This is a genomic window from Bradyrhizobium sp. RD5-C2 (assembly GCF_019972155.1).
Lineage (GTDB): Bacteria > Pseudomonadota > Alphaproteobacteria > Rhizobiales > Xanthobacteraceae > Bradyrhizobium.
Map to the genome: position 1 here is coordinate 12,623 of NZ_BOVL01000048.1, position 25,621 is coordinate 38,243.

Annotated in this window: 20 protein-coding genes; 16 read left to right on the plus strand and 4 right to left on the minus strand. The window is 57.5% G+C overall.

What is annotated here, in order from left to right:
* Positions 1-432: 432 nt before the first annotated feature.
* Positions 433-669, minus strand: coding sequence for a helix-turn-helix domain-containing protein (locus BraRD5C2_RS33705; protein ID WP_223975735.1), 237 nt, complete (start codon positions 667-669; stop codon positions 433-435).
* Positions 670-770: 101 nt separating this feature from the next.
* On the opposite strand from BraRD5C2_RS33705, the gene BraRD5C2_RS33710 reads away from it, so the two are divergent.
* Entirely contained in the window at positions 771-1,190 is a 420-nt protein-coding gene (locus tag BraRD5C2_RS33710; RefSeq protein WP_223975737.1) for a hypothetical protein, read from the plus strand.
* 47 nt (positions 1,191-1,237) lie between these two features.
* On the opposite strand, the gene BraRD5C2_RS33715 is transcribed toward BraRD5C2_RS33710, so the two are convergent.
* Complete coding sequence (locus BraRD5C2_RS33715) at positions 1,238-2,413, minus strand: helix-turn-helix domain-containing protein (RefSeq protein ID WP_223975738.1); 1,176 nt, start codon at positions 2,411-2,413, stop codon at positions 1,238-1,240.
* Positions 2,414-3,149: 736 nt separating this feature from the next.
* On the opposite strand from BraRD5C2_RS33715, the gene BraRD5C2_RS33720 reads away from it, so the two are divergent.
* From BraRD5C2_RS33720 to BraRD5C2_RS33735, 4 genes are all read left to right on the plus strand, one after another.
* Positions 3,150-4,937: an FAD-dependent oxidoreductase gene (locus BraRD5C2_RS33720; protein WP_223975739.1), complete on the plus strand. Its 1,788-nt coding sequence runs from the start codon at positions 3,150-3,152 to the stop codon at positions 4,935-4,937.
* 124 nt (positions 4,938-5,061) lie between these two features.
* Positions 5,062-6,780 carry a class I adenylate-forming enzyme family protein gene (locus BraRD5C2_RS33725; RefSeq protein WP_223975740.1) on the plus strand — a complete coding sequence of 573 codons (1,719 nt, stop codon included), beginning with the start codon at positions 5,062-5,064 and terminating at the stop codon, positions 6,778-6,780.
* A complete protein-coding gene (locus BraRD5C2_RS33730) occupies positions 6,771-7,934 on the plus strand; it encodes a thiolase family protein (RefSeq protein ID WP_223975741.1) in 1,164 nt (387 codons plus the stop codon). Before BraRD5C2_RS33725 ends, BraRD5C2_RS33730 begins: the two co-directional genes overlap by 10 nt.
* A 1-nt stretch (position 7,935) precedes the next feature.
* Positions 7,936-8,346, plus strand: coding sequence for a Zn-ribbon domain-containing OB-fold protein (locus tag BraRD5C2_RS33735; protein WP_223975742.1), 411 nt, complete (start codon positions 7,936-7,938; stop codon positions 8,344-8,346).
* Positions 8,347-8,432: 86 nt separating this feature from the next.
* On the opposite strand, the gene BraRD5C2_RS33740 is transcribed toward BraRD5C2_RS33735, so the two are convergent.
* Positions 8,433-9,509, minus strand: coding sequence for a maleylacetate reductase (locus BraRD5C2_RS33740; RefSeq protein WP_223975744.1), 1,077 nt, complete (start codon positions 9,507-9,509; stop codon positions 8,433-8,435).
* Positions 9,510-9,601: 92 nt separating this feature from the next.
* Positions 9,602-10,477, minus strand: coding sequence for a LysR family transcriptional regulator (locus tag BraRD5C2_RS33745; protein ID WP_223975746.1), 876 nt, complete (start codon positions 10,475-10,477; stop codon positions 9,602-9,604).
* Between the two features lie 17 nt (positions 10,478-10,494).
* Between BraRD5C2_RS33745 and BraRD5C2_RS33750 the strand changes: the two genes are divergently transcribed.
* The 11 genes from BraRD5C2_RS33750 (at position 10,495) to BraRD5C2_RS33800 (ending at position 25,515) form a co-directional block, all read left to right on the plus strand.
* On the plus strand, positions 10,495-11,760 hold the full coding sequence (locus BraRD5C2_RS33750) for a muconate cycloisomerase family protein (RefSeq protein WP_223975747.1): 1,266 nt from the start codon (positions 10,495-10,497) through the stop codon (positions 11,758-11,760).
* A 20-nt stretch (positions 11,761-11,780) separates the two neighbouring features.
* Positions 11,781-12,503: a dienelactone hydrolase family protein gene (locus BraRD5C2_RS33755; RefSeq protein ID WP_223975748.1), complete on the plus strand. Its 723-nt coding sequence runs from the start codon at positions 11,781-11,783 to the stop codon at positions 12,501-12,503.
* Positions 12,500-13,249: a dioxygenase family protein gene (locus tag BraRD5C2_RS33760; protein ID WP_223975749.1), complete on the plus strand. Its 750-nt coding sequence runs from the start codon at positions 12,500-12,502 to the stop codon at positions 13,247-13,249. Before BraRD5C2_RS33755 ends, BraRD5C2_RS33760 begins: the two co-directional genes overlap by 4 nt.
* 471 nt (positions 13,250-13,720) lie before the next feature.
* Complete coding sequence (locus tag BraRD5C2_RS33765) at positions 13,721-14,731, plus strand: AraC family transcriptional regulator (protein WP_223975750.1); 1,011 nt, start codon at positions 13,721-13,723, stop codon at positions 14,729-14,731.
* 264 nt (positions 14,732-14,995) lie between these two features.
* Positions 14,996-16,342, plus strand: coding sequence for an aromatic ring-hydroxylating oxygenase subunit alpha (locus BraRD5C2_RS33770; protein WP_223975751.1), 1,347 nt, complete (start codon positions 14,996-14,998; stop codon positions 16,340-16,342).
* Positions 16,339-16,872, plus strand: coding sequence for an aromatic-ring-hydroxylating dioxygenase subunit beta (locus tag BraRD5C2_RS33775; RefSeq protein ID WP_223975752.1), 534 nt, complete (start codon positions 16,339-16,341; stop codon positions 16,870-16,872). Before BraRD5C2_RS33770 ends, BraRD5C2_RS33775 begins: the two co-directional genes overlap by 4 nt.
* A 130-nt stretch (positions 16,873-17,002) precedes the next feature.
* Positions 17,003-18,406 (plus strand): MFS transporter, encoded by a 1,404-nt coding sequence (locus BraRD5C2_RS33780; RefSeq protein ID WP_223975754.1) that lies wholly within the window; start codon positions 17,003-17,005, stop codon positions 18,404-18,406.
* Positions 18,407-18,652: 246 nt separating this feature from the next.
* Positions 18,653-18,970: a 2Fe-2S iron-sulfur cluster-binding protein gene (locus BraRD5C2_RS33785; protein ID WP_223975756.1), complete on the plus strand. Its 318-nt coding sequence runs from the start codon at positions 18,653-18,655 to the stop codon at positions 18,968-18,970.
* 210 nt (positions 18,971-19,180) lie between these two features.
* Positions 19,181-20,515, plus strand: coding sequence for a Rieske 2Fe-2S domain-containing protein (locus BraRD5C2_RS33790; protein WP_223975759.1), 1,335 nt, complete (start codon positions 19,181-19,183; stop codon positions 20,513-20,515).
* 49 nt (positions 20,516-20,564) lie between these two features.
* Positions 20,565-21,800 (plus strand): NAD(P)/FAD-dependent oxidoreductase, encoded by a 1,236-nt coding sequence (locus BraRD5C2_RS33795; RefSeq protein ID WP_223975760.1) that lies wholly within the window; start codon positions 20,565-20,567, stop codon positions 21,798-21,800.
* A gap of 916 nt (positions 21,801-22,716) precedes the next feature.
* The gene (locus BraRD5C2_RS33800) at positions 22,717-25,515 is read left to right on the plus strand and encodes an ATP-binding protein (protein ID WP_223975761.1); all 2,799 of its coding nucleotides are present in this window, start codon (positions 22,717-22,719) and stop codon (positions 25,513-25,515) included.
* Positions 25,516-25,621: the final 106 nt, after the last annotated feature.

Sequence of the window (25,621 nt, forward strand, 5' to 3'; positions counted from 1 at the left end):
GCCCTAGATTAGGCCTCTGCCTCGGCTAGCCGTTTACTGACCCGGTAAGCGCACTTGCCGGGGTTTACGCCGGCGCCCCGGCTCATTGACCCCGCGGTCCGCCAAATGGCCAGCGCCCGCTTATGTCCGAAGCTGTTAGAGGTCCGCCCCGGTCAGTGCCAATTCCGGGAGACTGGAAAGCGTTGCGCCACAGCTGGCGCCGCCATTCCGATCTAGCACCGCCGCGCGCGATCCCCGGAGCAGGCCGTGCGGCGTGGCCCGTCGGGCGCCAGGCTGCCGGAGCAGGCCTCACCACCGCAAGGCGCACCTGAGGCGCGCTGTGCCTCGGTAGCCGCGCAAAAGCGAAACCAACCGGATGAACTGAGCCAACAACCACTTGAGCGCGTCAAGATATAGCCTGGCCGTGTCATTGATAGAGGCTTCAGCAGATGCCTAACGCTTATTTAGCTTCCGAACGACCTCGGCAGGGTCAAAGCCAATGACACGCCCCAACTCGATCAATTCGACAACGTCTATTCGACGCTGCCCAGATTCTAGATGGGTTACCCAGGATTGGTAGACGCCCAGTTTATTGGCGAGATCAACCTGACGGAGACCAGCGCCCTTTCTCAGCTCAACCAATATCGCGGCGAGCTTCTTTTGAATGGGCGACGTAACCGTTTTGGGCATCAAGCCTCCAGAAGGAGGCCAGACACATAGAACGACTTTTCAGATACCTATAAATTAGGTATTGATTGGGGGGCTGAACTTATGTTGGCGGAGTTAAGGTATTGGATCTGTCAACTCGACAGGAAATTGAACCATTTTTCGAATGCGCGTGCCTGCCAAAGACGCGCGCGGCAGATCATCTTTATCGGTTTGGATACAGGATTGTTGGGACCGACACCGTTGTCGCGGCGATTGAAATTCCCGCCAGGTTACTAGAAGAAGCAGTTTCATCTAACTTGACGTTGTCGTGCAGGCTTACCCCGGACGGCGATGTGATTCCGGAGGCTTCGTTCGAAAATAGTGGGGCTTCTTCGACTGGAGTGTGCCCGCTGCCGCTTGATCAGCTCATTCGCGCGACGTTAGCTCCCCAAAACATTCACATGGAAGAAGCAACAACCGCAAATTTGAAGACAATGCTCCAGAGGCTGGAGCAATCAGCCAACGTTGTAAGAGATGCGCTGGCTCGTAAGGCTGGATCCTAGCGCAGGAAGTGCGACGCTAGAGCAAGGCTACCCCGCACGGCCCGTCTTTAAGCGCCGCGCGCTTGAAACTCAGCCGCGTCAGCCGCAGCCTTGACGATGCGTCCCGCGAGCTTGCTTTCGCCGATGGCCATGAGCTCATCGGCAAGCTTAACCGCACCGGCGACATCTAAGGCGGTTAGCGGATTGCCTTCACCGCTGATCGCGACACGCCAGAGTTCATCGTCAGGCTTCAGTGGCCGGACGTTCAATCTAGGATGATCCACTACCCTGTAGCGATCAAGCACGGCAGCGCGCGTGCCGGCACCTGGTGCCTCTCGCAGGTTTACTCCGACTAGTTGCTTCAGAATGACTTCAATGCTTCGTGCGGCCTCAATCTCTCCAAGCTGCGACAATTCGAGCGCAAGACGCCTGAGGATGCCGGCTTCAAAGTGAACCTCGTTGCCGTCACGGAAGGTAAAGGCAACCCGCGGAACACCGTCGATGCGAAGGGAGGACGGCTTCGCGCTCACCCAGCCATCGAGCCCGTGAAGCTTCGCAATGCCTCTCGCACGGGGGCTCATGTCAGTGTGGTTTTCGATGGAACCGCTTGCAGGCGTGTAACGCCCCAGATTGTCGAGAGAACGAGTCTCCACTCGCTCTGCCGTGTCATCGAGGATCTCCGCGCCGATCATGTTGATACGTTCGCGCGTACTCTTCCGCTCCGGTACTATGTAGTCGCCGCTACTGGCATCCCAGAACTTGAAGTGGTAGACGGTCACCCTCGCAGTCTGACGCTGCTGCCTTGAAAACGCGGTAGGATGCTCGCCGTACCGCTGCGGGATGAGCTTGGCAGGACCCGAAAGCATGGTGACCGCGAGGGCAACTGCGGCGAGGCAGCTTCCCTCGCAGGGGAAGCCAGATTTCACAGCGTCAGCGACGCTCAGTGGTGTCCCGACGTAGTAGAACAGTGCTCCCTTCTCGTCGGTCTGCGGCCTAAGTCTGACGATATCGGCGAGCTCGCGGCCTGCTTCGGCGATGTCAGCATATAAATCGCGCAGCTCGTCAAGGGCACCTGCAGGGGCTGTCCGCCGGTCGCTGCACCACGACTTGATCGTATCGATCCTGGTGTTGTGAAAGTTGGCTGCGTCTTGTTGTGACAAGCCACAGCGCTGACGCAGCAGGTCGTAAACGCTGACCATGGAGGTTTCATCCAATGCTGAGGTATTCGATCCGAAATCGATCATGATGGGCTCCATATCCCGAGCGTCGGGCCAACCCCAACGCCAGAATCCGAATGTACACCGAAAGTGTACGAACCGAAAGTCCGATCCCGCGTGGGAATGCCATGGGGAATGGCACTGTCGCGCTGTCGGCGATAGTGCGGACGACCGCAAAGAGTAGCCTTGGTGCTTGGGCGTTTACCCCGAAAAGTACTTATCGGCGCGAAACACACTTAATGCGTTCGATCATGCCGATAAGTCATTGAAATTGTAACTGATGGAGTCGCCCTCCGAGCGCACCACAAACCCAGCAAACGGCCCACCAACTCTAGCCCCAGTCGCTTGGGTCGTTGGATGCTGCCGCCGATGGTTAGGCCGTCCACAGTCGGAGGCAGAGTTGGGCACTGATCAGGGGTCTTGAGTTTTGCGCCCAGTTCATCCTTGAGCGGGCGGATCTGTCGCCTTCGAGGCGACCGCGAACTGTCAGGCGTCGGACACTGCTGCTAGGTCCCCTCCTTGGCTATCGCGATAGAGCAACTGAGCTGTCGAAGTCCCATTGAAGGCTCAATACCGTATGAGTATCGCTCATGCATCTATACGGTATTTTTCTTTTGAGATCGACCCTTCTACCAATCGACATCGAGCTCGGCTCCACCAGCGCACTCCGCCAATCGCTGCGCCTCTGTGGGTTTGAAATTCACTTTCTACAGGCGGGCGGAGGTGGCCTGAGCAATGTCAAAAGAGTACTCGGAGGGAAACCATGCACGGCAACAGAACGGCACTTAAAATAGATGTTTTGATCGTCGGAACAGGACCCGCTGGCGCTGCCTCAGCCGCCTTGCTTGGTACCTATGGTGTGCGCGCTCTTGTCATCAACAAGTACGGCTGGACCGCACCAACTCCACGCGCGCACATCACCAATCAGCGCACGATGGAAATCATCCGTGACTTGGGCCTGGAAGCAGAAGCGGAACAGCATGCAACGCGCCAAGAGTTGATGGGGGAAAACACCTATTGCACCAGCCTTGCTGGGGAGGAGTTGGGTCGCGTCAAAACTTGGGGCAATCATCCTCGACGACGAACCGATTTCGAACTCGCCAGTCCGACAAAGATGTGCGACCTGCCGCAACATCTCCTCGAGCCCATTTTCATCAATGCCGCGGCGAAGCGCGGTACCAAAGTCCGTTTTGACACCGAATATTTGGATCACGAGCAGGACGACAAAGGTGTCACCGTCAGCGTGCGAGATCGACTAACTGGCGAGACCTACAACATTCGCTGCAAATATTTGATCGGAGCCGACGGCGCGAACTCAAAAGTAGTCGCCGACGCGGGCCTTCCATTGGAAGGCAAAATGGGCGTGTCCGGAGCGATCAATGTTCATTTCGATGCCGATCTTTCTCGCTTTGTCGCGCATCGGCCCAGCGTTTTGTATTGGGTCATGCAGCCGGGCTCCAGCACCGGGGGCCTCGGTATTGGCCTTGTCCGCATGGTCCGCCCTTGGAATAAATGGTTGGCGATTTGGGGCTACGATATCGAACAGGGAGCCCCCGAAATGACTGAGGGGTTCGCCAAGGAGATCGTTCACAACATGATCGGTGATAACTCAGTCCCGGTCACAATCGAAGCCACTTCGCTTTGGACGGTGAACGATATGTTTGCAACGTCCATTTCGAAAGGACGTGTTTTCTGCATGGGCGATGCCATCCATCGCCACCCCCCGACCAACGGTCTCGGCTCAAACGTATCCATACAGGATGCCTACAATCTGGCATGGAAACTAGCGCTGGTCCTTGGGGGTAAGGCCGCCCCAAGCTTGCTTTCGACATACGATCCAGAGCGAACGCCGGTTGCCAAGCAGACCGTGAAGCGGGCCAACAAAAGCCTCGGCGATTTTCCGCCGATCTTCAAGGCGCTCGGTCTTCTCGACGCCAAGTCGCCGCAGGAAATGATCGCTAACATGGCGGCGCGCAAGGCAGCGACGCCGGGAGCGGCAGAGCAGCGCGCCGCACTCATCAACGCGATCGACAACACGCACTACGTTTACAACGCGCATGGCGTCGAAATGAACCAGCGTTACGATTCCGCTGCCATTGTTTCTGATGGCACGCCCGATCCAGGATTCAAACGCGACCTCGAACTTTATCACGAGCATTCGAGCCGTCCCGGTGCCCCGTTGCCGCATGCTTGGCTGGTTACAAAAACCGGTCATCGCATCTCAACGCTCGATCTTTGCGGCAAGGGCCGCTTTACGTTGTTGACGGGCATTGGTGGTGAGGCCTGGGACGCCGCAGCTCGCCAGGTGCGGGACGCTTACGGGATTAACCTCGATGCCGTGATTGTTGGGCCAGGCCGGGAATACGAGGATATCTACGGTGACTTCTCGCACTTGCGCGAGACCAATGAAGATGGAGCACTCCTGGTGCGACCGGATTTGATCGTCGGCTGGCGTTCGAAAAACTTGGCAAAATCGGCGGTCGATGATCTCTTGACGGCGTTTGAGAAAATTCTCGGGTTGTCATCGAAGCAACGCCTCGCTGCGGAATAAAATTGTCGCATCCGCCAGCGCTTTCTGTATCGGCGGGTGCAGGAACCGGTATTGGCCAGATTTGCCGACCGTTTGCCTGATTTCTGCACCCCGACAGTGCTGACCGCTCCGCATTCAGCGGGGCATGGCAGCCGAGAAGAAAACTACTCGCGAGCTCAATCAGCGCTTTCGCACAGCTCTGGTCGGTCCGCCGGCCAGTCGTCCGCGTTATGCTGCACCGGGATCAGGAAACGAGTCCGCTCTTGAAGTGGAAAGCAGGTATCCGTCAATGCTGCGCACTCCCTCTATCGAAACCGTCAGCGACCTCTTTATCCGAGCCACACAATGGTGTGGCAAAGATGAAATGTTTGTAGACGACGATCATCGCATTTCCGGATTTGACGTGTTGGATCAGGCGCTGCGGTTGGCGCAAGGCTTTTCTCGCCTTGGCGTCGCACCGGGTGATGTCATTCCGTTCTTGTGCCGCAGCTCCGCGCGTCACGCTGTAACTTGGCTTGCGGCACCTCTGAGTGGCCGGATTGCCTGCAACTTGCATGTTCGTGAGACCTCAAGACGTCTCGGAGAAGTGCTGGGTTGGCTCGATGCCAAAGTACTTGTCTATGATCCTGAATTGGAAACCGAAGCCCTCGCTGCCATTGCCGTCCTTGGCAGACCTATTCAATTGATCAGCCTCGGCGAGCGCGGGCATGCTAATACCCATTACAGCGACATGATTACGACGTGCTCGCCATTCGACGTTGCGGCGGCCCGGCCGAAGCCGGACGACGTTGCAGCGATCGTTCTCTCGTCGGGAAGCACCGGCAGTCCCAAAGGCGTGATGCACACGCAAAAGACATTGCTGGAAGGCTCCAAGAGCGGACAGACTGCGTTGGCTTTGATAACCCCGAAGAGCTCGATCTTGCTCTATATCAACCCGTCCTTTGCAGCTTGGACGCTGATCCTTCTTCCGTTCATTGCCGCTTCTGCCAAGGCTTGCTTTGGCAAGACTTTCGCGGCTCCAGACTTCCTGAAAGCTTGCCAGCGAGAACGTATTACTTTCGCACCGTCAGTTCCCACGGTCTGGCGAATGCTGTTCGACGCTGGACCCGAGAAATATGACTTGTCGTCGCTGACACTTGCCGCTGTTTCGGGCGAAGCCCCTTCTGAAACGGATGTGCGTCAAATGTACAGCCGGATATGCAAGACAATTCGCTGTTTCTACGCATCCGGAGAATCCTTTATCGGCACCTGTTTTTCCGTCACGCCCGAGGAACTGGCAGAGGGCGGCAAAATCGGGTCAAGCGGCCGGCCGTTGATTGGCAATGACATCAAGATCGTCGCGCCCGGCGGCGAATTCGACGACGAGCTTCCGGTGGGTGAGAGCGGCGAGATCCTCCTTTCGAGCCCAGCGACTGCTGTCGGGTATTGGAAGGACTCTGAGATGACCCGTAAGAAGTTCATAGACGGATGGTGGCGCAGCGGTGATCTCGGCCGGTTGGACGCTGATGGGCATCTCTATGTATTGGGCCGCCTCGATAACGTCATCAATACCGGCGGCATGAAGGTTCACAGCGAAGAGATCGAACATGCGTTGCTTACACATCCTGCCGTTGCGCAATGCGCCGTCGTGGGTCAAATCGACGTTCAGTTGGGACAGCGTATCGAGGCCTATATGGTGGCGCGCGGTGAGCGGCCCGAAGCTGAGGAGCTTAGTCAGTTTCTGCGCCGGCATCATCACCTGGCTGGATACAAGGTGCCCAAGGTTTTCCATTGGATTGACGCGTTGCCACTCGGTTTGACTGGCAAGGTCTCTCGCATAGCTCTGCGCACCTCCAAGCCGGTTGACAGCAACGTATGGCCGTAGACGACATCGTCATTGTCGGATACTCGGAGTTGCCAAACTCGTTTCGCTCGTTGCGAAGCGTGTATGACCTGGCCGGCGAGGTGTTTTCCGATCTCCTTCAGTATACGGGCGTAGAGAGGGACGCGATCGATGGGTTTTGCACGACCGCCTCACTAAGCGAGGGCCGGCATCTTTTTTACACGTCGGACCTCGCCGAGGTACTTGGCTTGTCGCTCGATTGGTTCCAAACGACAAACATCGGTGGCTCATCGGTTATCAGTGGCGTTGCGGCTACAGCAGCTGCGTTGCGATGCGGCCAGTGTGAGATCGCCGTCGTACTCAGTGCTGATGCGCCAAGCAGCGCGCTCAACTTGAAATTTTCCAGTTATCGTACCCAATTTCTTGAGACGGTCGGAATTCGGCGTCCTCCGGATGCGTTTGGTCTTTTGCTGCGAGCCTATGAAACGCGATACGAGCTTGATCCACGCGCCCTAGGAAAAATTGCCATTGTGCAGCGCGAGGGGGCGCTTCTTAACGACAATGCACTACCCAAGCTCCGGCGTCCTCTCACCGAACGTGAATATCTTGAAGGGCGCCTGGTTGCGGATCCCTTGCGTATGCTTGACAGCGTTATGTTTTGCGATGGCGGCAACGCGATCATGCTCACGACCAAACGGCGTGCGCGGACTTTCGGTAGCAAGATGGTGCGGATCGCCAGCTATTCAGAACGGACGGGCCATCGGTCAGCTGAGGCCATGTCGGACGTCCTCGATACAGGATTTTCGGTTGCGGGGCCGAAGGCATTGCGACGCGCGGGGCTCACTCCCAATAAGGTTTCGATGCTTCAGGCCTATGACGATTTTACGATTGCGGTGCTGCTACAGCTTGAGCAGCTTGGATTTTGCGATCGTGGCAGCGGATCAAATTATGTTCTTGCGACCGATTTTTCCGCAAAGGGCGATTTGCCGCTCAATACAGGTGGCGGACAACTCTCAGCCGGCCAGCCCGGCCTTGCGGCAGGCGGGTTGATCTTGGTCGAAGCTATTCGTCAGCTATTTGGCGAGGCAGGTGCGCGTCAAATACCCTCGCGGACCAACGCTGTTGTAACCGGCATAGGGGCTATACCTTACGCCGGAAACTGGCTGACAAGCTCTGTCATGGTTTTGGAATCGTAGGATGACGTCGCTCGTACTTCTCCCGCCCGATGCTGCATTCGCAGGTTATATCGACACGACTCCCTTTTGGAGCCATGCGCGCGAACGCAAGCTTTTCGTGCAGTACTGCTTTGATACTGATCGCTTCCAGCATCCGCCGCGACCGGTCAGCCAGTATACCGGTTCACGAAACCTGGGTTGGCGTGAGGCTATTGGCAGAGGCCGTGTCCATTCCTGGATCATTCAGAATGGTGCGGCTACAGACGACCGTGTTTCTCATCGGCCAACACTCGTCGATATGGACGATGGTTTTCGCTTTCTAAGCTGGTATGTCGGCGAAGACGAATTGCAACACGGTATGGCAGTCGTTGTGAGCTGGGCGCTGCTTGCAGATGGCCGGTCGTGGCCTGCTTTTACGAACGCCGATGTCTGATTTGATAGGATCCGGAGTAAAGCCGCCTAGGTCGGTCAAGGTTCATCATAACGTGCTGAGGCGCGATTATTGGGCGCCTGAGCGGACTAATCTACATACGAAGAATGGTCAGGACGCACGCCCGACCACGCATTGACGATCAGTCGACGCAAGAGTGCGGGTTCGATTGGTCGAGGATTGGCGTAGGGACTTGCCAAAGCAATTTCGGCTGCGCGATCAATGCCATTTTCAGGCATGCCAAGATCTCTGAGAGCTGTCGGAGCGTTCGCTGATTGCGTTAAATCAAAGATCCGTCCGGCCACGCCTTCGCCTCCCAGGGCGCGCTTTAGTGCTGCGATCGCATCGCGCGTTACCGGTGAGTTGTATGCGATCGCGTGAGGAAGAATGATAGCATGCGTCTCAGCGTGGGGAAGATTGAAGGATCCGCCGAGCACGTGGCATAGCTTGTGGTGGAGTGCCATGTTGCTGGTGCCAAGACACACTGCACATAGCCACGCTCCGTAAAGTGTATGGCTTCGGGCCTCTATATTTTCCGGGCTTTTCGTAATGATCGGCAGCCCTCGGTAAAGGGCGGCGATACCTGCTTCAGCCATCATCGACAAGACCGGATTTGTGTTCGTCGCATACAAGGCTTCCGCCGCGTGCGCCATCGCATTGATTGCGCTGACCACCGACATCTTTGCCGGCAAGCTGAGGGTCAGATCGACGTCGTAGATCACCGTCTCGGGTAAGACCTTCGCTGTCCGTTGCGTTGTCTTTATGCCGTTCTCGGTCTGACCAAGGATAGGGGTCATCTCCGATCCGGCATAAGTGGTCGGGATCACTAGCTGCGGCAAGTCGGTGCGTAGAGCGATGGCCTTGCTGAGGCCGATCGTGGAGCCGCCGCCAATCGCGAGGATGCCGTCGATTTTCCTTTGTTGAACGATCTGCAATGCCCGGTTCGTTACTTCCAAGGGCGTATGCATCACAGCGCCATTGAACGTCGCGCCATGAACACCGCTCACTTGCCGCGAGATCCTCTCGGCTTCAGCCGATTGTTCGGCAGTAGTAAGGATGATCACCCGCTTGGCGCCGAGCCGTTCAATCTCAACACCTACCTGGCCAACTGTCCCGCGGCCAAATATGACGCGTGAAGGCAGACTCTCATAAACAAAAGGGATCATCGGATGGCCTCGCAACGATCATTGATCGCCCGGAGCCCCTCGTATCGTCAAATACCGATCACGCGTCGTGGCGATACCTAATCCGTATGTCTTCAACGTGGGATCGTATCGAGGAAGGCGTCAACGACAGCTGTGCGCCCTTCCTTAAGAAAGACGCAGCTCACCGGGGAGACAGCCGTTGGATCATCAATCAACGCCGATTCAAGTTCCGGCCAATGCAGTTCTGCGACAGCTTCCGGGATAACACAGATCGCATTGCTTATCATAGTCATCGCAATAGCCGCGAAGACGTCTTCCGCTGCTTCGACATTCGAGGGGCGCACGCCCGCGCGACTGAGCAACTCTAGGACCTTGTCGCCAAAACTTGGCCGCCCGCCTTGGGGAAATATAACGATGGGCTTTCCTTCAAGCTCAGCCAGAGTAAAGCTGTCGGTAGATGGCTTAGGCAAGACTCCAATCCGAGCCATCGCGAAGAGACGATCAACACATACGCAAAGCGTATCGAGATCGGATTCGGTTGAATAATGCCGAGCGAAACCGACGCCGAGTCGGCCGTCGCGAATCTGATCAAATTGTTCGCGCTTCGTTGCACGCCGGAGCTGCACCGAGACCTGTGGTCGGACTTCCTGGAAGCGACGGATCGCGTGAGGCACGGCCGAGTGAATGGTTGCTCCATAATAGCCGACCTCGAGGTGGCCAATCTCACCACGATCCGCAGCTCGACACTTGTCCGACGCGACCTCGGTGAAATGCACCAGACGATGCACATCGGCAAGAAAGGCGCTGCCGGCAGCGGTCAACTGCACGCCTTTTGACGAGCGGTAAAAAAGCTTTGCGCCGAGTTCGTCCTCTAGCTGGTGGATCTGTCGCGTGAGAGGCGGCTGCGAAATGTTCAGGCGTCGGGATGCCGCCGTTAGGTTTCCCTCCTCGGCGACCGCGATGAAGTAATTGAGCTGCCGAAACTCCATCAAACGCTCCATACCGTATGAGTATCGCTCGCGCATCAATACGGTATTTTTCTTTTGAGATCGACCCTTCTATCAGTCTATTTATGAAAACATCGAGTTCCGCTTCGCCAGCTCACCCCATCAATCGCTACGGTTCTGTGGGCGCCGATAGCAAAGAATATGCGATTGACCGGGTCGAAGCTGTGATTGTCGATCTGCCGTTGCGTCGGCAGCATTTCCACGCCAGCGGCACCCATGCCGGCCAAAGTCTGGTCATCGTGACCATTGGTACGAAGTGCGGTGCGGTTGGTATCGGCGAGGGTGGCACTCCCGCTGGAACGGCTTTTTGGGGCGGCGAGTCCGTCGAGACCATCAAGTTGATGATCGATCGCTACCTCGGCCCCGCGATCATCGGCCGCAACGTTTTTGCGTATGAAGCCCTATTGGCGGCGATGGATCGCGCCGCGAGCCATAATCAATTCGCAAAGGCGGCCGTCGACGTCGCTCTCCATGACCTGGTGGGCCGTCTCCTTGATATTCCAGTGGCTGTCCTCTACGGCGGTCGCATGCGCGAGAGCATCCCGGTGCTTTGGGCGCTAGCGGCCGCGACGTTTGAAGCCGATGTTGAGGATGCAGGTCGTCAACTTGAACAGCGATATCATCGCTTCTTCAAGATCAAGATCGGAAAACGTGATCCGAATGCAGAAGCGCAACGGGCCATAAAGACGGCTGAAGCCATTCGAAATATCTCCAATGAAGCCACTTTCAGCGTCGATCTCAATCAGGCGTGGGATGAGCCGACCGCGGCCACGCTATTGCCTCGATTGCAGGACGCAGGCTTTTCGCTTGTTGAGCAACCCGTGCCTCACTGGAATGTCGCCGCCATGTCGCGTCTCGCCGCGCGGCTCGACATGCCGATCCTTTCCGACGAAAGTCTTTGGGACCTTCACGATGTATTCGACGCGGCTGCGCGTCGTTCGACTGATGTTTACGCCGTCAAGATCGCCAAGGGCGGCGGCATTCGGCGTGCTTACAAGGGCGCCGCAGTCGCGGAAGCTGCTGGTTTGCCGCTTTATGGCGGGATGGCGCTGGAAAGTTCGCTTGGTACTGCCGCTGGGCTGCAACTGTTCAGCGCTTTGGGCGAGTTGCCTTGGGGTTGCGAGTTGATCGGTCCGCGACTCCTGGCGGAAGATCTCACCACCGAGCCCACGGTCTATCGCGATTTTGAGGTTATTGTTCCGGATGGCCCTGGCCTCGGTGTCACCGTCGATATGGATCGTGTGACTCATTTTACCCGCGCTTGATTTCGGCCGGAGGAGCGCAGATGTCGAACTTGAACCAAGCCATTTCAGGATCGGACAAATCCTTTAGCGGCTATCTGACTGGCGTCGAAGCTGAGCTTCGACCAGGCATCGTGCTTTTGCATGAGATATTCGGGGTCAATAATGCGATGCGGATGGCTGCAGACCAATTCGCGGGCGATGGCTTTGTCGTGCTCGTGCCCGATCTCTTTCATCAAATCCGCCCGGGTATCGAGCTTGGTTATAGCGAGGATGATCGGGCAACCGCGATCGGCTATTGGCAGGTGCTCGTTGATGAGCAAGTTCGCCGCGACGTAGCGGCAGCCGTTGCAACCTTACGCAAGCACCCTGCTTGCAACGGCCAGGTCGCTATCGTCGGCTTTTGTCTCGGCGGAAAGTACGCATTGCTTGCTGCCCACCTAGGCATCGCCGACGCGACGGTGTCCTTTTATCCGGTTCAAGCGCCGTCGTACGAGGCCGAACTGCGGGATCTGCGTTGTCCGGTGCAGGTGCATGTCGGCGACGATGATGCCCACGTTTCGTTGGAAGCGCATGGCATTCTCGAGAATGCCACGGGTAAGCCACCGCATGAGTATAAACTTCACCCGGGTGCTGGACACGGATTTTTCAACAAGGTGCGTAGCTTCGGCTTCCATCCAAAAGCAGCGGCACTGGCCTACACCCAAAGTGTCGAATTCATCAAAACAGCCTTCAAGAACGTAAACAAAAGGGAAGCGCAGCCATGAACGAGCGTCTTACGAAGATCGTCCGAGACTTGATTGCCGCGGCCGGAAAGGTTCTCGCCGAGAACAACGTGACGCGCGAAGAATATCGGCAGGGCGTTCACTATCTCGCGAAGGTCCAAGCCGACAAAGAACTTCCTCTTCTGATCGACGTCTTCCTTGAGCATTTGGTGATCAAGGCTGAAGACCATCGCGGTCATAACTCGGCTCAAGCGATCGAAGGTCCTTATTTTATCGAGGAAGTTCCTTGGGTCGAGAGTGCATTGAAGACCGCGCCGGGAGATGAGGGCGAACCTCTCATTGTGCGGGGCACTGTCAAGGAACCAGACGGTGCGACGGTAAAAGACGCCACTGTATTCGTTTGGCATTCAACGCCGGACGGCGCCTATGGCGGCATCCATGAGGGAATCCCCTCCGAATTTTACCGCGGTCGATTGAAGACGGGCGCTGATGGCAAGTTCGAAATCGCGACGACATTGCCCGTTCCTTACACGATCCCCGACAAAGGACCGGTGGGTGCGCTGATCACAATGATGGGTCATCACACATGGCGTCCCGCTCACGTCCACTTCAAGGTTCGCAAGGATGGTTTCCGCGAGTTTACCACGCAGGCTTACTTCGAAGGCGGCAAGTATGTCGACGACGACGTGGCTGGCGGCATCGTGGATGCCTTGATTTTTCCCATTCAGCAAGAGGGCAAGAACAAAGTCCTGAATGTCGACTTCGTTCTTGATCCCAAAACTTCCTAAAGGGTTGCCCTCGCTGCTTCGACGGGAGAGGTCAAATCGGGGCACGAGAAATGTAGGGCATTTCCTCCTTAACCGACCGAGACCTTCTGAGATCTCGGTCTACCTCAGAGGCCCTTGACTGGGCCGCTGCGCCTCTCAAGATCGCCAAAGCCAACTGGAGCGGAGGAGCGTGCCGCCGACGGACGGTGTGCGGTATGACCGACCGCCGCCTCTTCCAGTAGACCTTTGCAACAGAAGGTCGAAAGGGAGGAACGGCCACGTTCCTCGAAATGCGATCACGAACTTCTCTGGCCGCTTATGCTTTCCTGGTCCCCACGCCATGCTGCACTAGCGAAGGTGGTAGAAGACCTTGTTTCTCAACATCTGCAGGCCGTGGGACCATGATTGGCTGAGGGCATTTCGATCTACCTTCAAATCTTGCAATATCTAACGAACCGGAGCAGCTTGTCGGGTAGAAGAGGCATTTGAGAGATGCGCACAACCGTCGCGTTGGATCCTTCTGTTGATTATGAATGGTCGACCGACTCCGTCTGCGCGCAGTCGGCGCTGAGTTCATGGACCGACCATCTCGCATCCCAACTCACCGAACTCCATATAGAAGGCCGCACGTTCAGCACACACCGCGGATGCATCCGCCATATTGAGTTGGGACCACTGCAGCTGAACTATTTGTCTGCGACATCGCAACGCGTTTTGCGAAGCCGGGCCATGATCGACAAGAGTTCGAATGACTACCTTCTTTTGCTCATTGAGAAGGAAGAGGCTCAGCTGCATCACTATGGCCGGAGGCTGACCATTCCCGAGGGGAGTTTCGTCCTCCTGGATAACCAGCAGCCGTTTGAACTCCTGCGGGAAGCGGGGGGCTCTTCCTTAGCCGTGCGTCTTGAAGACGCATGGCTTCGGCGCTGGTTACCGCATCCGACGGCGGTCGTCGCCACGCTGACTGGAACGCGCGACGGCTGGGGATCAACACTTGCCACCGCGCTTCGAACGATCGCTAGTGAAGGCTTGGCCAATGCGATCTTGCCGCGCAGCGTCATTGCCGATCAGCTCGGGGCTTTCTTGGCGCTTATCTACGGCCGTCCGGCGCAGGGCATTGGCCGATACCAGAGTGAAGTGCTCGTACGTTTGAAGCGTCACATGCAGGAGCGCTTGCACGATCCGGAGCTTGACCCTGCTTCTATCGCGAGTTCGGTCGGAATTTCAAAGCGCCACCTCCATGGTCTCTTCGCGCAAACTGGCTTATCGTTCGGCGCCGTGCTGATGGACATGCGTCTTGAGCGTGCTGCGGAGATGCTCCGCGATCGCCGCTTTGTTGGTTATCGCGGATGTGACGTTGCATGGTCATGCGGGTTTGCAAACGCCAGCCATTTTTCGCGCCGCTTCCGCGTTAAATTCGGGGTCACGCCGGTCGACTACCGCGATGAGTTCGAAGCGACTACGAAGAACAGGCGCCCCTCGCGCGCCAACCAGGGACACTGATCTGGCGAGGATCAGTGCATCTGCTCGCTCATAGTAGCGCGAGCTCTTCTCGTCACGCGCAGTTCGATGCGTGCTCCGTCTGCACCCCCAGAACAGCTTTGACGCGCTGACAGGCGCTCGTCGCTCCGTGTCCAGCGCTATCATCCGACGTCGGTAATCTCTTCGATGTCTTGCGAGGCGATGAGACCGGTCAACAAGTAAGAGACGCCCGATGCGCGCCCGCTTCTGACGGCGTGTTGAAGGGTGGCTTCGAGGGAGATCTTGATGGACGTTGAACGCCTGAACACGCTTGTCGAGGATCGTCCGGAAGATGACATCTTTGCTGTGAATAGCGCAGTCTTTACCGACGAAGCGATATTTGCGGCGGAGATGGCCGCGATCTTTGAGGGAACGTGGATATACGTCGGGCTGGACTCGCAGCTGCCCGAGCCGCACAGCTTTTTTACCACCTATATCGGACGCCAGCCGGTGATCGTCATGAAGGATGGCGACGGACAGGTGGGTTGTTTCCTCAACACCTGCAGGCATCGCGGTACATTGCTTTGTCCCTACAAGCATGGATGTCAGAAGATTCATGTCTGTCGGTACCACGGCTGGTCCTACAACACGGGCGGCGAGAATGTTTTTGTTACCGCGGAGGCCACAGGCCAATATGCGGCAAGCTTCACCGAAGCCGATCATGACCTTGTGAAAGTGCCGCGTTTCGAAAGCTATCGCGGCCTTCTCTTCGCAAGTCTGAACGCGGACGTTCCCTCGCTTAGTGAGCATCTCGGCGATGCCAAGGTCTTTATTGATCTCGTCGTCGACCAAAGCCCGGTTGGCAAGATCGAATATGTGCCAGGTGAGACCACCTATACATTCAATGGAAACTGGAAGCTTCAATTTGAGAACGGGCTCGACTTCTACCATTTCAGTTCTACGCACAGTTCGTACGTTGACATCTTAGCGGAACGCGCAAAACGCGGCACGATTGGCGTTCTTCCCAGTGAGGACGAGCCTGAAGCCCAGGGCAGTTTCAACTTTCACCGCGGGCACGCGGTTAACTGGTCGATTCTGTCGCAAAGCATTTTCAGCCGCCCGTTGTGCCTTGAGCAAGATGCGCTTGATGCAGTTCGCGCGCGTGTCGGAGCCACGCGCGCAAAATGGATGCTCCGTCAGCGTAACCTGACTATCTATCCGAATCTGCAGATTATCGACATCAACTCGGCGCAGATCCGCACATGGCGTCCCCTTTCGGCCCACAAAACCGAGATGACTTCTCACTGTCTCGGTATCGTCGGTGAAAGCGCTGCCGCACGGCGCTTTCGCATTCGAGGGTACGAGGACTTCTTCAATCCGCCAGGATTGGCAAGTTCAGACGACAACGCGATGTATGAACTGTGCCAAGCCGGATACGCGGCCGAGGCGGGCCCAAGGCAGGGATACGCTCGCGGAATGGCGAGCAGGCCCGGCGCAGCCCAGAAGCAAGCGGACGAGCTGAACATTTCACCGGTCGAAAGCGCGATCGGCGTCGGCAAGGCATTCGGGGCCAAGGCGTTTGGCGGCGAGACGAACTTTTTTCCTGGTTATCGCGAGTGGAAGCGCTTGCTTCAGAAGGAATCCGCTCGATGAATGCCACATTGCACGTACCGGACGGAACAGTTGGCGCATTTGCTCGCGCGGTTGCTTCTGATCTCATACTCACTGAAGCACACGAGCTTGATTCCCGTAACTGGGCTGCCTGGCTCGCACTCTACAGCGTTGATGCGAAATTCTGGATGCCGGCATGGTTGGATGAGAACGCGCAAAGCGATGATCCCAACACGCAAGTATCACTCATCTATCATGAGTCACGGCTAGAGCTCGAGGAGCGCGTCGACCGGGTCAATTCGCTCAAATCGATTACGACGATGCCATTGCCCCGCACCATCCATGTCATTGGTGGGATACGGCTGCTCGCGCATTCGGAGGATCGCATACAAGCGAGCTCCAGCGCGAACGTGCATGTCTACGATCCAAGGACCTCCGATCATCATATTGCTGCAGTCCGGTACAGCCACACGCTCAGTCGAACGGGGGACGGCCCGTGGCTCATCACTTGCAAGACAATTTCGCTCATCAATGACCGGATGCCAAGCGTCGTCGATTTCTACACGGTTTGATGCGGGCTGTTTTGAACATTGATGCGCGACATTGATGCAGGCGTACATTCAAAACGATGAGACCACCGGTGAACCTTGATTGCCGGCAACAATAATAACAAAGGACCGAAACCAAACGGGGGAAGACGACATGTCTATCGTGAATATTTCAGAAGTGATCGAGAGCCAAACGTTGAACCGGAAGGTCGTCTCCCTTCTGCTGTTATCCTTCTTGATCATGCTATGCGACGGATACGATCTTCAAACGATCTCGTTCGCGTCGCCAAGCATCGTTGCCGATTGGGGTATCGAAAAATCAGCGTTCGGCTTTGTCTTTACGGCCGGCGCGCTCGGCATCATGGTTGGAGGGTTTCTTTTCGGATCATTGGCTGATCGAATTGGCCGCCGTCCGTCGTTTATCATTGGAACGCTCTTGTTCAGCGTCATGACCTTGAGCACCGTGCTTGCAACGACGGTGACGCATCTTGCCGTGTTTCGGTTTATTGCAGGTCTGGGCATCGGCGGGGTTACGCCGATCTGCTTTGCTCTGAATGTCGAATATGTCCCCAAGCGCTTCCGAGCGACAGTCGTTGCAGTTGTCATGATCGGATACATGATCGGGACCGGCATTGGAGGTATTTTGGCGGCGTGGCTGGTGCCGCAGCACGGTTGGCATGTGCTTTTCTACATTGGAGGGTTGGCACCGCTTGCACTGATGCCTCTGCTTGTCTTCGCCCTACCGGAATCGATCAAGTATCTCCTGCTGTCCAACGAGCATTCGAAGTCCGTCCCGCTGTTGGTCAACGCCCTCTGTCCTGCTGCGGGAGCCACATCTGACACGCGATTCGTGCTCGATGACACGGAAGATCAGGCAAAACTCGGAAGTTGGAAGGAAATCATTCTGAGCCTGTTTAAAGGCCGTCTTAGGAGAGTCACACCTGTCCTATGGATCTCCTTCATCGCAAGCAATATGACGGTGTTCTTACTCGCTTTCTGGATACCGCTTATCACAGTTAGCACCGGCCGTTCGGCTTCCCTCGCCGCGATCGGCCTTACCCTTTATTCGTTAGGTGGGGCGTTCGGCGGCCTTCTTGCCAGCCGAATTGTAGATATGCGAGGCGTGGCCGCAGTCGCCCTGATTCCGTTGATTGCGAGTGCGGTTATTATCGCAACTGGTGCGCTTGAATTCTCGGACGCAGGATTTCTCACGATGATGGGTGTAATTGGCTTCTTCGTGTTTGGCGGTCACCTCGCATTGATGAGCGTCACGGGCATGTTCTATCCGAATAGCAATCGGGCCAGTGGTGCGGGCTGGGCGCTCTCGGTTGGGAAATTGGGCGCCATTTTTGGTCCTGCCCTCGCGGGGTTTGTTATTGCTAGTCATCCGCCATTGATCGACCTGTTTTTGATCGCCGCCGCGCCGCTTCCAATCGTTGCGTTGGGGTTCTTCATGCTCGGGCGCCTTGGTGGAGCGCAAGCGGTCGCCACGCGTGCAGAAGACGGTGGCCAGGCGAACGTAGAGAAACCCGTATTGGTCCACGGCAGCGCTTCTTGAGCATATCGAGAACAGCAGCAGGCCCTCGATAATGATGTTGAGCGAAAACGTTCGGCGTACGTGCAGGACGTCGAAGTAACGGTGAGGCGAGGATAGGTGGAGAGATAGCGCAGCAAGCCGCCTTGAGCGCGTCGATAATCTTCCGTCACTAGTGGTCGTGCCAGGCGCGAACTGCCGACCGCATTCTGAGTTCACGCGAGTTGGCCTGGGCGATCTCGAACAGGTCGCTATTAGAGAGGACGTTATATGGCGGTGATCAATGTCGAGCGGAGTAGCGGAGAGAAGCAGGTCGTCACGGCAACCGCCGGTCAATCCCTGATGGAAGCGCTGCGCAGTGCGGGCATCGACGAAGTTCTTGCGATTTGCGGCGGTTGCTGCTCATGCGCGACCTGTCATGTCTATATCGACGATACGTTCCTGGAACACCTGCCGCCGCTGGGGGCGACCGAGGATGACCTCCTCGATTCCTTGAGCGATCGGACCGCTCGGTCGCGCTTATCCTGCCAGATACGCCTGACCGAGGATCTCTCCGGCATTGTGCTGAGAGTCGCGCCGGAAGAGTGACAGGGGGGCATACGGAATAGGTATCGGCACAGATCCTCATAAGTATTTCGAGGCAGGCGAGGGGCGGTCTAACTTTGCCGTCTGTGCGGTTTCAAAGGCCGCATGGGATGAGTTGCAGGGCTCTGCAAACAGCACGCCGAGTGCGGAAGCTATCGCAGATTGAACATGCACGCAGTCCAAGATGGTTGTGTCTAAGGAAGAGATGAGACGATGGCCAAGTCCGACGAGATGAATACGATCCTGACCCGCGTTGGGCCCGGCACGCCGATGGGTAACCTTTTTCGGCGTTTCTGGTTGCCGGCCTTACTCGGAAACGAAGTCATCCCCGATGGCCAGCCTGTGCGGCTGCGCATATTGGGCGAGGACCTCGTGGCCTTCCGCGATACCTCCGGCAAAGTCGGTGTCGTTGAAGCTTACTGTCCCCATCGCGCTGCACCGCTCTATTTTGGGCGAAACGAGGAGTGCGGACTACGTTGCGTCTATCATGGATGGAAGTACGACGTGTCGGGCAATTGTCTCGATATCCCGAACATCATCCCACCGGACAATTTCGAAGCAGTGAAAGCGCGGCTGCGAATCATCGGCTATCCGACATGGGAGGCTGGCGGCGTCGTTTGGGTCTATATGGGACCGAAGGAAAAGAAGCCCGAAGCTCTTCCGCCGATGGAGTGGATCTCGCTGCCGGAAACGCAGGTGCACGTTTCTCGCTGGCTTCAGCGGAGCAACTGGGCGCAGGGCTTCGAGGGCGAAATCGATTCGGCGCATCTCACCTTTATTCACGGCGTTACCAACTATGAAGGCACCGTTCAGGAAGTCTTTATGCACGATGGGGCACCTGAGATTTTCGTGCGTGAGACCGACGGTGGCTTCATCTATGGCGCAAGACGCAAATATCGCGACGGATACTATTGGCGTGTGACCGCCTGGGTCCTGCCAATGTGGAGCGTTACCGGAGCCTTTCATCCAGACAAGAGCATCCACGGTCGCGGTTGGCTGCCAATTGATGACGAGCACACATGCACCTTCGCATATAAGTTTTTGAAGGACGAGGGCTACACGGCCGAGCAAATCGAAAAGACAAATTCCGGCTGGTCATTCCCGCCGCGAATGACGAAGGGGACCTACGCACTGACCGACGGTACGTTGATCGATACGTTCCTTCCGATCGCCACTCGCGAAAATGACTATTTGATTGACCGCGAACTTCAAAAAACGACCAAGTATAGCGGCATCTATGGCATCAATGACGAGGATCGTGGCATTCAAGAAGGCATGCGGCGCGCGCCTGGCCGACAAGGTACGATCGATCGTCGCTTTGAAAACCTTGTTCGATCTGATGCTGCAATTCTCGCCGCGCGGCAGAAGATTGTCCGACTCGCCCAGAACCTTGAAAACGGCATTGAGCCGGTTGATCAAGGGTTTGGTAAAGGCAAGCCGACCGGCGCGCTTGGCATGGTGACGCCGATTGCGGATTTTGAAGAGTTGCTGACGGTTTATGCGGAACTCATACCTCACACCAACGCGGCGGCGGCTCCGCTTAACTGAGCTACATGCGGTCGAGCATTGGTTGATGCAGAGCCGTCAAAGAGGCAATATGAACAATGTTGACGTCTTAGTTGTTGGAGCCGGTCATGGCGGCGCACAGGTTGCCATCGCGATTCGACAGCGAAAGTTTGACGGATCGATACTTGTTGTGGGCGATGAGCCGGAGCTTCCCTACGAGCGCCCGCCGCTCTCCAAAGAATACTTCGCTCGAGAGAAGTCTTTTGAGCAGATGCTCATTCGCCCCGCGCGGTTTTGGGAAGAGCGCCATGTCATGATGGCGCTCAACACCCGCGTGACCTCTGTCGACCCTATTGCCAGAACAGTGGACCTCGACGATGGCCGCACGATCCGTTACAACTCGCTTGTCTGGGCGGCGGGCGGCCGGGCCCGCGGGCTTTCCTGCAGCGGCCACACGCTGAAGGGCGTGCATTCGGTCAGGACGCGGTCGGACGTCGATCGAATTGTCGGCGAGCTTCCACAGACTGAGCGCGTGGTCGTCATCGGTGGTGGTTATGTCGGGCTTGAGACCGCTGCGGCCTTTGTTAAGCTTGGCAAAAAAGTCACGCTGGTCGAGATGCTTGACCGCGTGTTGGCGCGCGTCGCCGGCGTCTCGCTCTCGCGCTTCTTCGAAGCCGAACATCGTGCGCATGGTGTCGATATTCGTCTCAACACGTCGGTCGAACGTCTAGAAGGCGAAGATCGCGTAACTGGTGTGCGGCTCGGCGACAACAAAGTCGTTCCTGCCGACCTCGTGATAGTTGGAATCGGCATCATCCCTGCCGTTGAACCACTTCTTAAAGCCGGCGCGATGGGTGCGAATGGCGTCTTGGTTGATGAGTATTGCCGAACCTCCTTGCCGCAGGTCTTTGCGATCGGGGATTGCGCGATGCATGCCAATATCTTCGCCAGTGGAGCGCAACTCAGGCTAGAATCGGTGCAAAATGCTACCGAGATGGCGAACGTCGCGGCGAGTGTTATCGCGGGCCAACCCCAAACCTATCGTGCCGTGCCTTGGTTTTGGTCAAATCAGTATGATCTGCGCCTTCAGACTATTGGCCTTTCGATTGGGCACGACCGAGAGGTTCTCCGCGGTTCCATGGCGACGCGTAGTTTCTCGGTAATTTATCTAAAGCAGAACAAAGTTATCGCGCTGGATTGCATGAACACGACAAAGGATTACGTCCAGGGCCGCGCACTGGTCGTCGGCGGCCACGCGATTCAGGCATGCAGACTCGCAGATGTAACCGTGCCGCTCAAGAAATTGATCGAAGAAGTTGTTGCATAGGTGGCCAGGGAGCTCGTGGCTAATGGCGGCACTTGATGGGTTTGATACAGACCGAACAACGGGGCCTCGCGCGCCCAATGCAAGGCGCTGTGACGCGCATCCAGGATTCCGGCAAAGCTCGGCCGCTTCAGCTCGAGTGGCCCCGTCCCCTTAAGGCTGCGCAGATCTGCGCGGTGGCCTTGATCGCGCGCTTTGACCGTATGGCGACCGTGGCGATGGTTGCCCTACAGGTGACAACCCTTTGCCGCGAGGGTCGGGCGTCCAGGAGGTCGGAGCGTGGCCCCTCATGTCAATGTACGACCTCCGTTGACCAAACATTGGGTGGTCCCGAAGTTCCTCGCCACTTTCCATCTTGAAGGCACAATCATTTTGCTCCGGGCACTTTGACGCCGTTACGAACTTTCGTGTGAACGAAAACAGCACGTATCTGGTGCGGTTTCTGGTGCGGTCGTCGCACTGCGGGCAACGAGGACGAAGTAACTTATTGATCTCATTGGTGGGCCCGGCAGGACTCGAACCTGCAACCAGACCGTTATGAGCGGTCGGGCCCGCCTGACTTAACGTAGCCAAGCCATCTACCTCTAGCGCGCTCTCGGTGCGCGAAGACGAGATGAGATCCGACGTGCCTGAGGCGTGAAGCAGGGCCAAAACGCACTTTCGAGCGCCGGCAAGGGCGTGGTGCGGTATCAGTGGCGATAACGCCTTTTGGCCCGAGACGGACGAGCGAAGGCGGCCCGACGAAGCCCGTTGATAGGGGTAGACCAGAAGCGGCTGGCCAGGGATCAAATCGGCGCTTTTGACCCACAACGGTACCTAACTATCCATGACGGGCGCGCCAAGCGTGTCTGCCCTCCGTCGCTCGTGCATGATAGGATGTGCACAAAAGTCTCACCGCAGCGAAGCGCCAAGGGCCAAGATGGCGAAACGGCTGAAAAAGACGGTCCCCCCGCCGGCCAAGCAGCGCGAAAGCGTCCCGCGACCGACATCTTTGCAGGGACGAGAGACAGAAATTGCTCTGATCGATCAGCTTCTCGGCCGGATCGATCTAGGTGGCTCGGCTCTCGTTATAAGGGGGGCAGCCGGTATCGGCAAATCAGCGGTGCTCGAAGAGGCTAAAAGCCGCGCGCGTGAACGCGGCATCACCGTGCTCAGCATGACGGGTGTCCAGGCTGAAGTGCATATCGCGTTTGCTGGACTTGAGCAGGCACTACGCCCGCTCATGAAGCAGGCAAAGTCTCTGGCTCCTCGCCAGCGGTCTGCTCTCCTGAGCGCGTTTGGCGTGAGCGATGATGCCGCTGCGATTCCAGATATCCGGTTGGTCGCGCTGGCGACGCTTACCCTTCTGACCGGAGGTGCGGATCACAAGCCAATTTTGCTCCTCGCTGACGACGCCCAGTGGTTCGATGAAGCAACACGCGACGTGTTGTCCTTTGTTTCCAGGAGACTGCGTTCAGATCCCATCGTAATGCTGTTGGCTGTACGCGAGGGTTTCGATTTTCCGTTTGGAGACGCCGATACCTTGCGGCACGTCGTTCCGGCCCTCGGCGATGCCGATGCAGCGCGCTTGCTCGACGTCCAAGCGCCCGAGCTTTCCAGCGACTTGCGAAGCCGATTTTTGAAGGAAGCCGCCGGCAATCCATTGGCCCTGCTGGAGCTGCCGCGGGCAATCCAAGCGGCATATGATGGCGAGGCCCGATGGCTCCCATTGACCGAACGCCTTGAACTCGCTTTTTGCAGCCGTGTGTCCGAACTTCCCAATGCAACACGGACGCTCATGTCCGTAGCCGCGGCGAACGATGGGACGTCGCCTCACGAAATCATGCGCGCCTGCGAAGTGGTGCTCGATGGGAGCGTCGGAGTTGATGCCTTCGCGCCCGCGGTCTCGGCCAAGCTGATCGAGTTCGATGCAACCGAAGTACGGTTTCGGCATCCGCTTGTACGATCGGCGATTCGTCAGGCAGCCGATGTTGTGACACGCCAAAGGGTTCATGCCGCGCTGGCGACGATTATCGAAGATCAGGATCGTCGGCTCTGGCATCGTGCGGCAGCGACGGTCGGCCCGGACGATGAACTGGCTGCCGAACACGATCTCATGGCCACCCGTGCGCGGCGGCGGGGTTCCATCGCCATGGTGGTCGAGATTCTGCAAGTCGCTGCAAAACTCAGTAGCACGACAAAGGCGAGAAGCGAGCGACTTTTGCGCGCCGCCGAATTTGCCGTCGATCTTGGGCGCCCGGAGTTGCTTCAGCGTCTGTTGGGGGGCGCCGAGGTTGATGGATCCGACGAGCTGGGCGCAGCGCGGATCGGGTGGTGCCGCGAAATGAGCCAGCTTCCGATCGTCAGTGATCCCGGAAAGATCTCTGCCCTGGTCGGCTTTGCCGACCAGGCACGCGCCGCGGGCGCGAAGAGTCTGGCAAGCAATCTTCTATTTCGGGCCGCACAGCGCTGTTGGTGGAGTAGCGCAAGCAGCGACGTCCGCGCAAGCGTGCTGGCCGCGGCAAATCGACTGGACGTGCCGGACCTCGACCCGCGTTTCATCGCGATATCCGCCTATGTCGAGCCGCTTCGACGTGGCGGCGAGGTGTACGCCAAACTGAACGCGCTTTCCGTAACTGGAACCGGCAAGGCCGATATTCTGCGCGTCCTCGGGAGCGCTGCAAACATCATCGGTGCGTTCGATCTCGGTGTAAGCTTCCTGGGGGAGTCCAGTGCAGAGCTGCGCAAACAGGCCCGGATCGGCAACCTGCCGCGCGTGCTTTTCGTTCAAGCTTGGTCGGAAATGGAAATCGGCGATTGGGTGGGGGCAGCGCGACAAGCCGAGGAAGCGGTATGCTTAGCAGAGGAGACTGGAGCTTCCCTTTGGGCCGCCGCGGCTATGACCGTGAAGGCGAACGTAGCGGGCATGCAAGGCAATCTAGAGCAGTGTGAAGCGTATGCTCGTCAAGTGGAGCGCTTGTTTCTGTCCACCGGGGCTGGCTTCCTGCTGGCGATGTTGCAGATGGGGCGAGGCATAGCCGCCATCGGGGCCGGCCGCCATTCGGAAGCCTTTGAGCATCTACAGCGCCTGTTTGCGTCCGCCGATCCGGCCTTTCACTCTGGTCTGCAGCTTTTTGCGCTCGCCGATTTCGTCGAGGCGGCGGTCTACTCCGAACGTTCGCAAGCTGTGCGTGGCCTGATCGATGATATCGAGCGCATGTCGGCTCCGAAGCCGGTGCCGTGGGTCGAGACGATGTTGTCCTATGGCAAGGCGTTGCTCGCGACCGATGACGACGCGGAACGCTTCTTCTTGCAGGGTCTTGGGCAGCCTGCGAGGAACTGGCCTTTCCTGCGCGGACGCCTCCTGCTCGGGTATGGCGCGTGGCTGCGCCGGCAGCGCCGGCCCGCCAACGCGCGGGCGCCACTGCGCGAGGCCCGGGACATTTTCGACGCGCTTGGCGCTTCCCCCTGGAGCGACCGCGCGCGAGAGGAGTTGCGGGCAGCCGGCGAAGCCAGTCTCCGCCGAACCGAGCAGATTTGGGAAAGGCTCACTCCGCAGGAGTTGCACATCGCGCAACTCGCCGCTCAAGGGCTTTCGAACAAGGTGATCGGAGCCAGACTGTACCTGTCACACCGAACGGTCGGCTACCACCTGCACCACGTCTTTTCGAAAACCGGGATCACCTCCCGATCCGGTCTGGGACCCGTGCTCTCCAAAGCAAACAGCCCGGCAACCTGATCCGGTCTGTCACCGGACTGGTCATCTGACAGATGCGCATCTCGCCGGCCGCCTGCATTCTCTGCGTGTAAATCCACGAGGGACTGCAGGTACCAGATGATCTTCT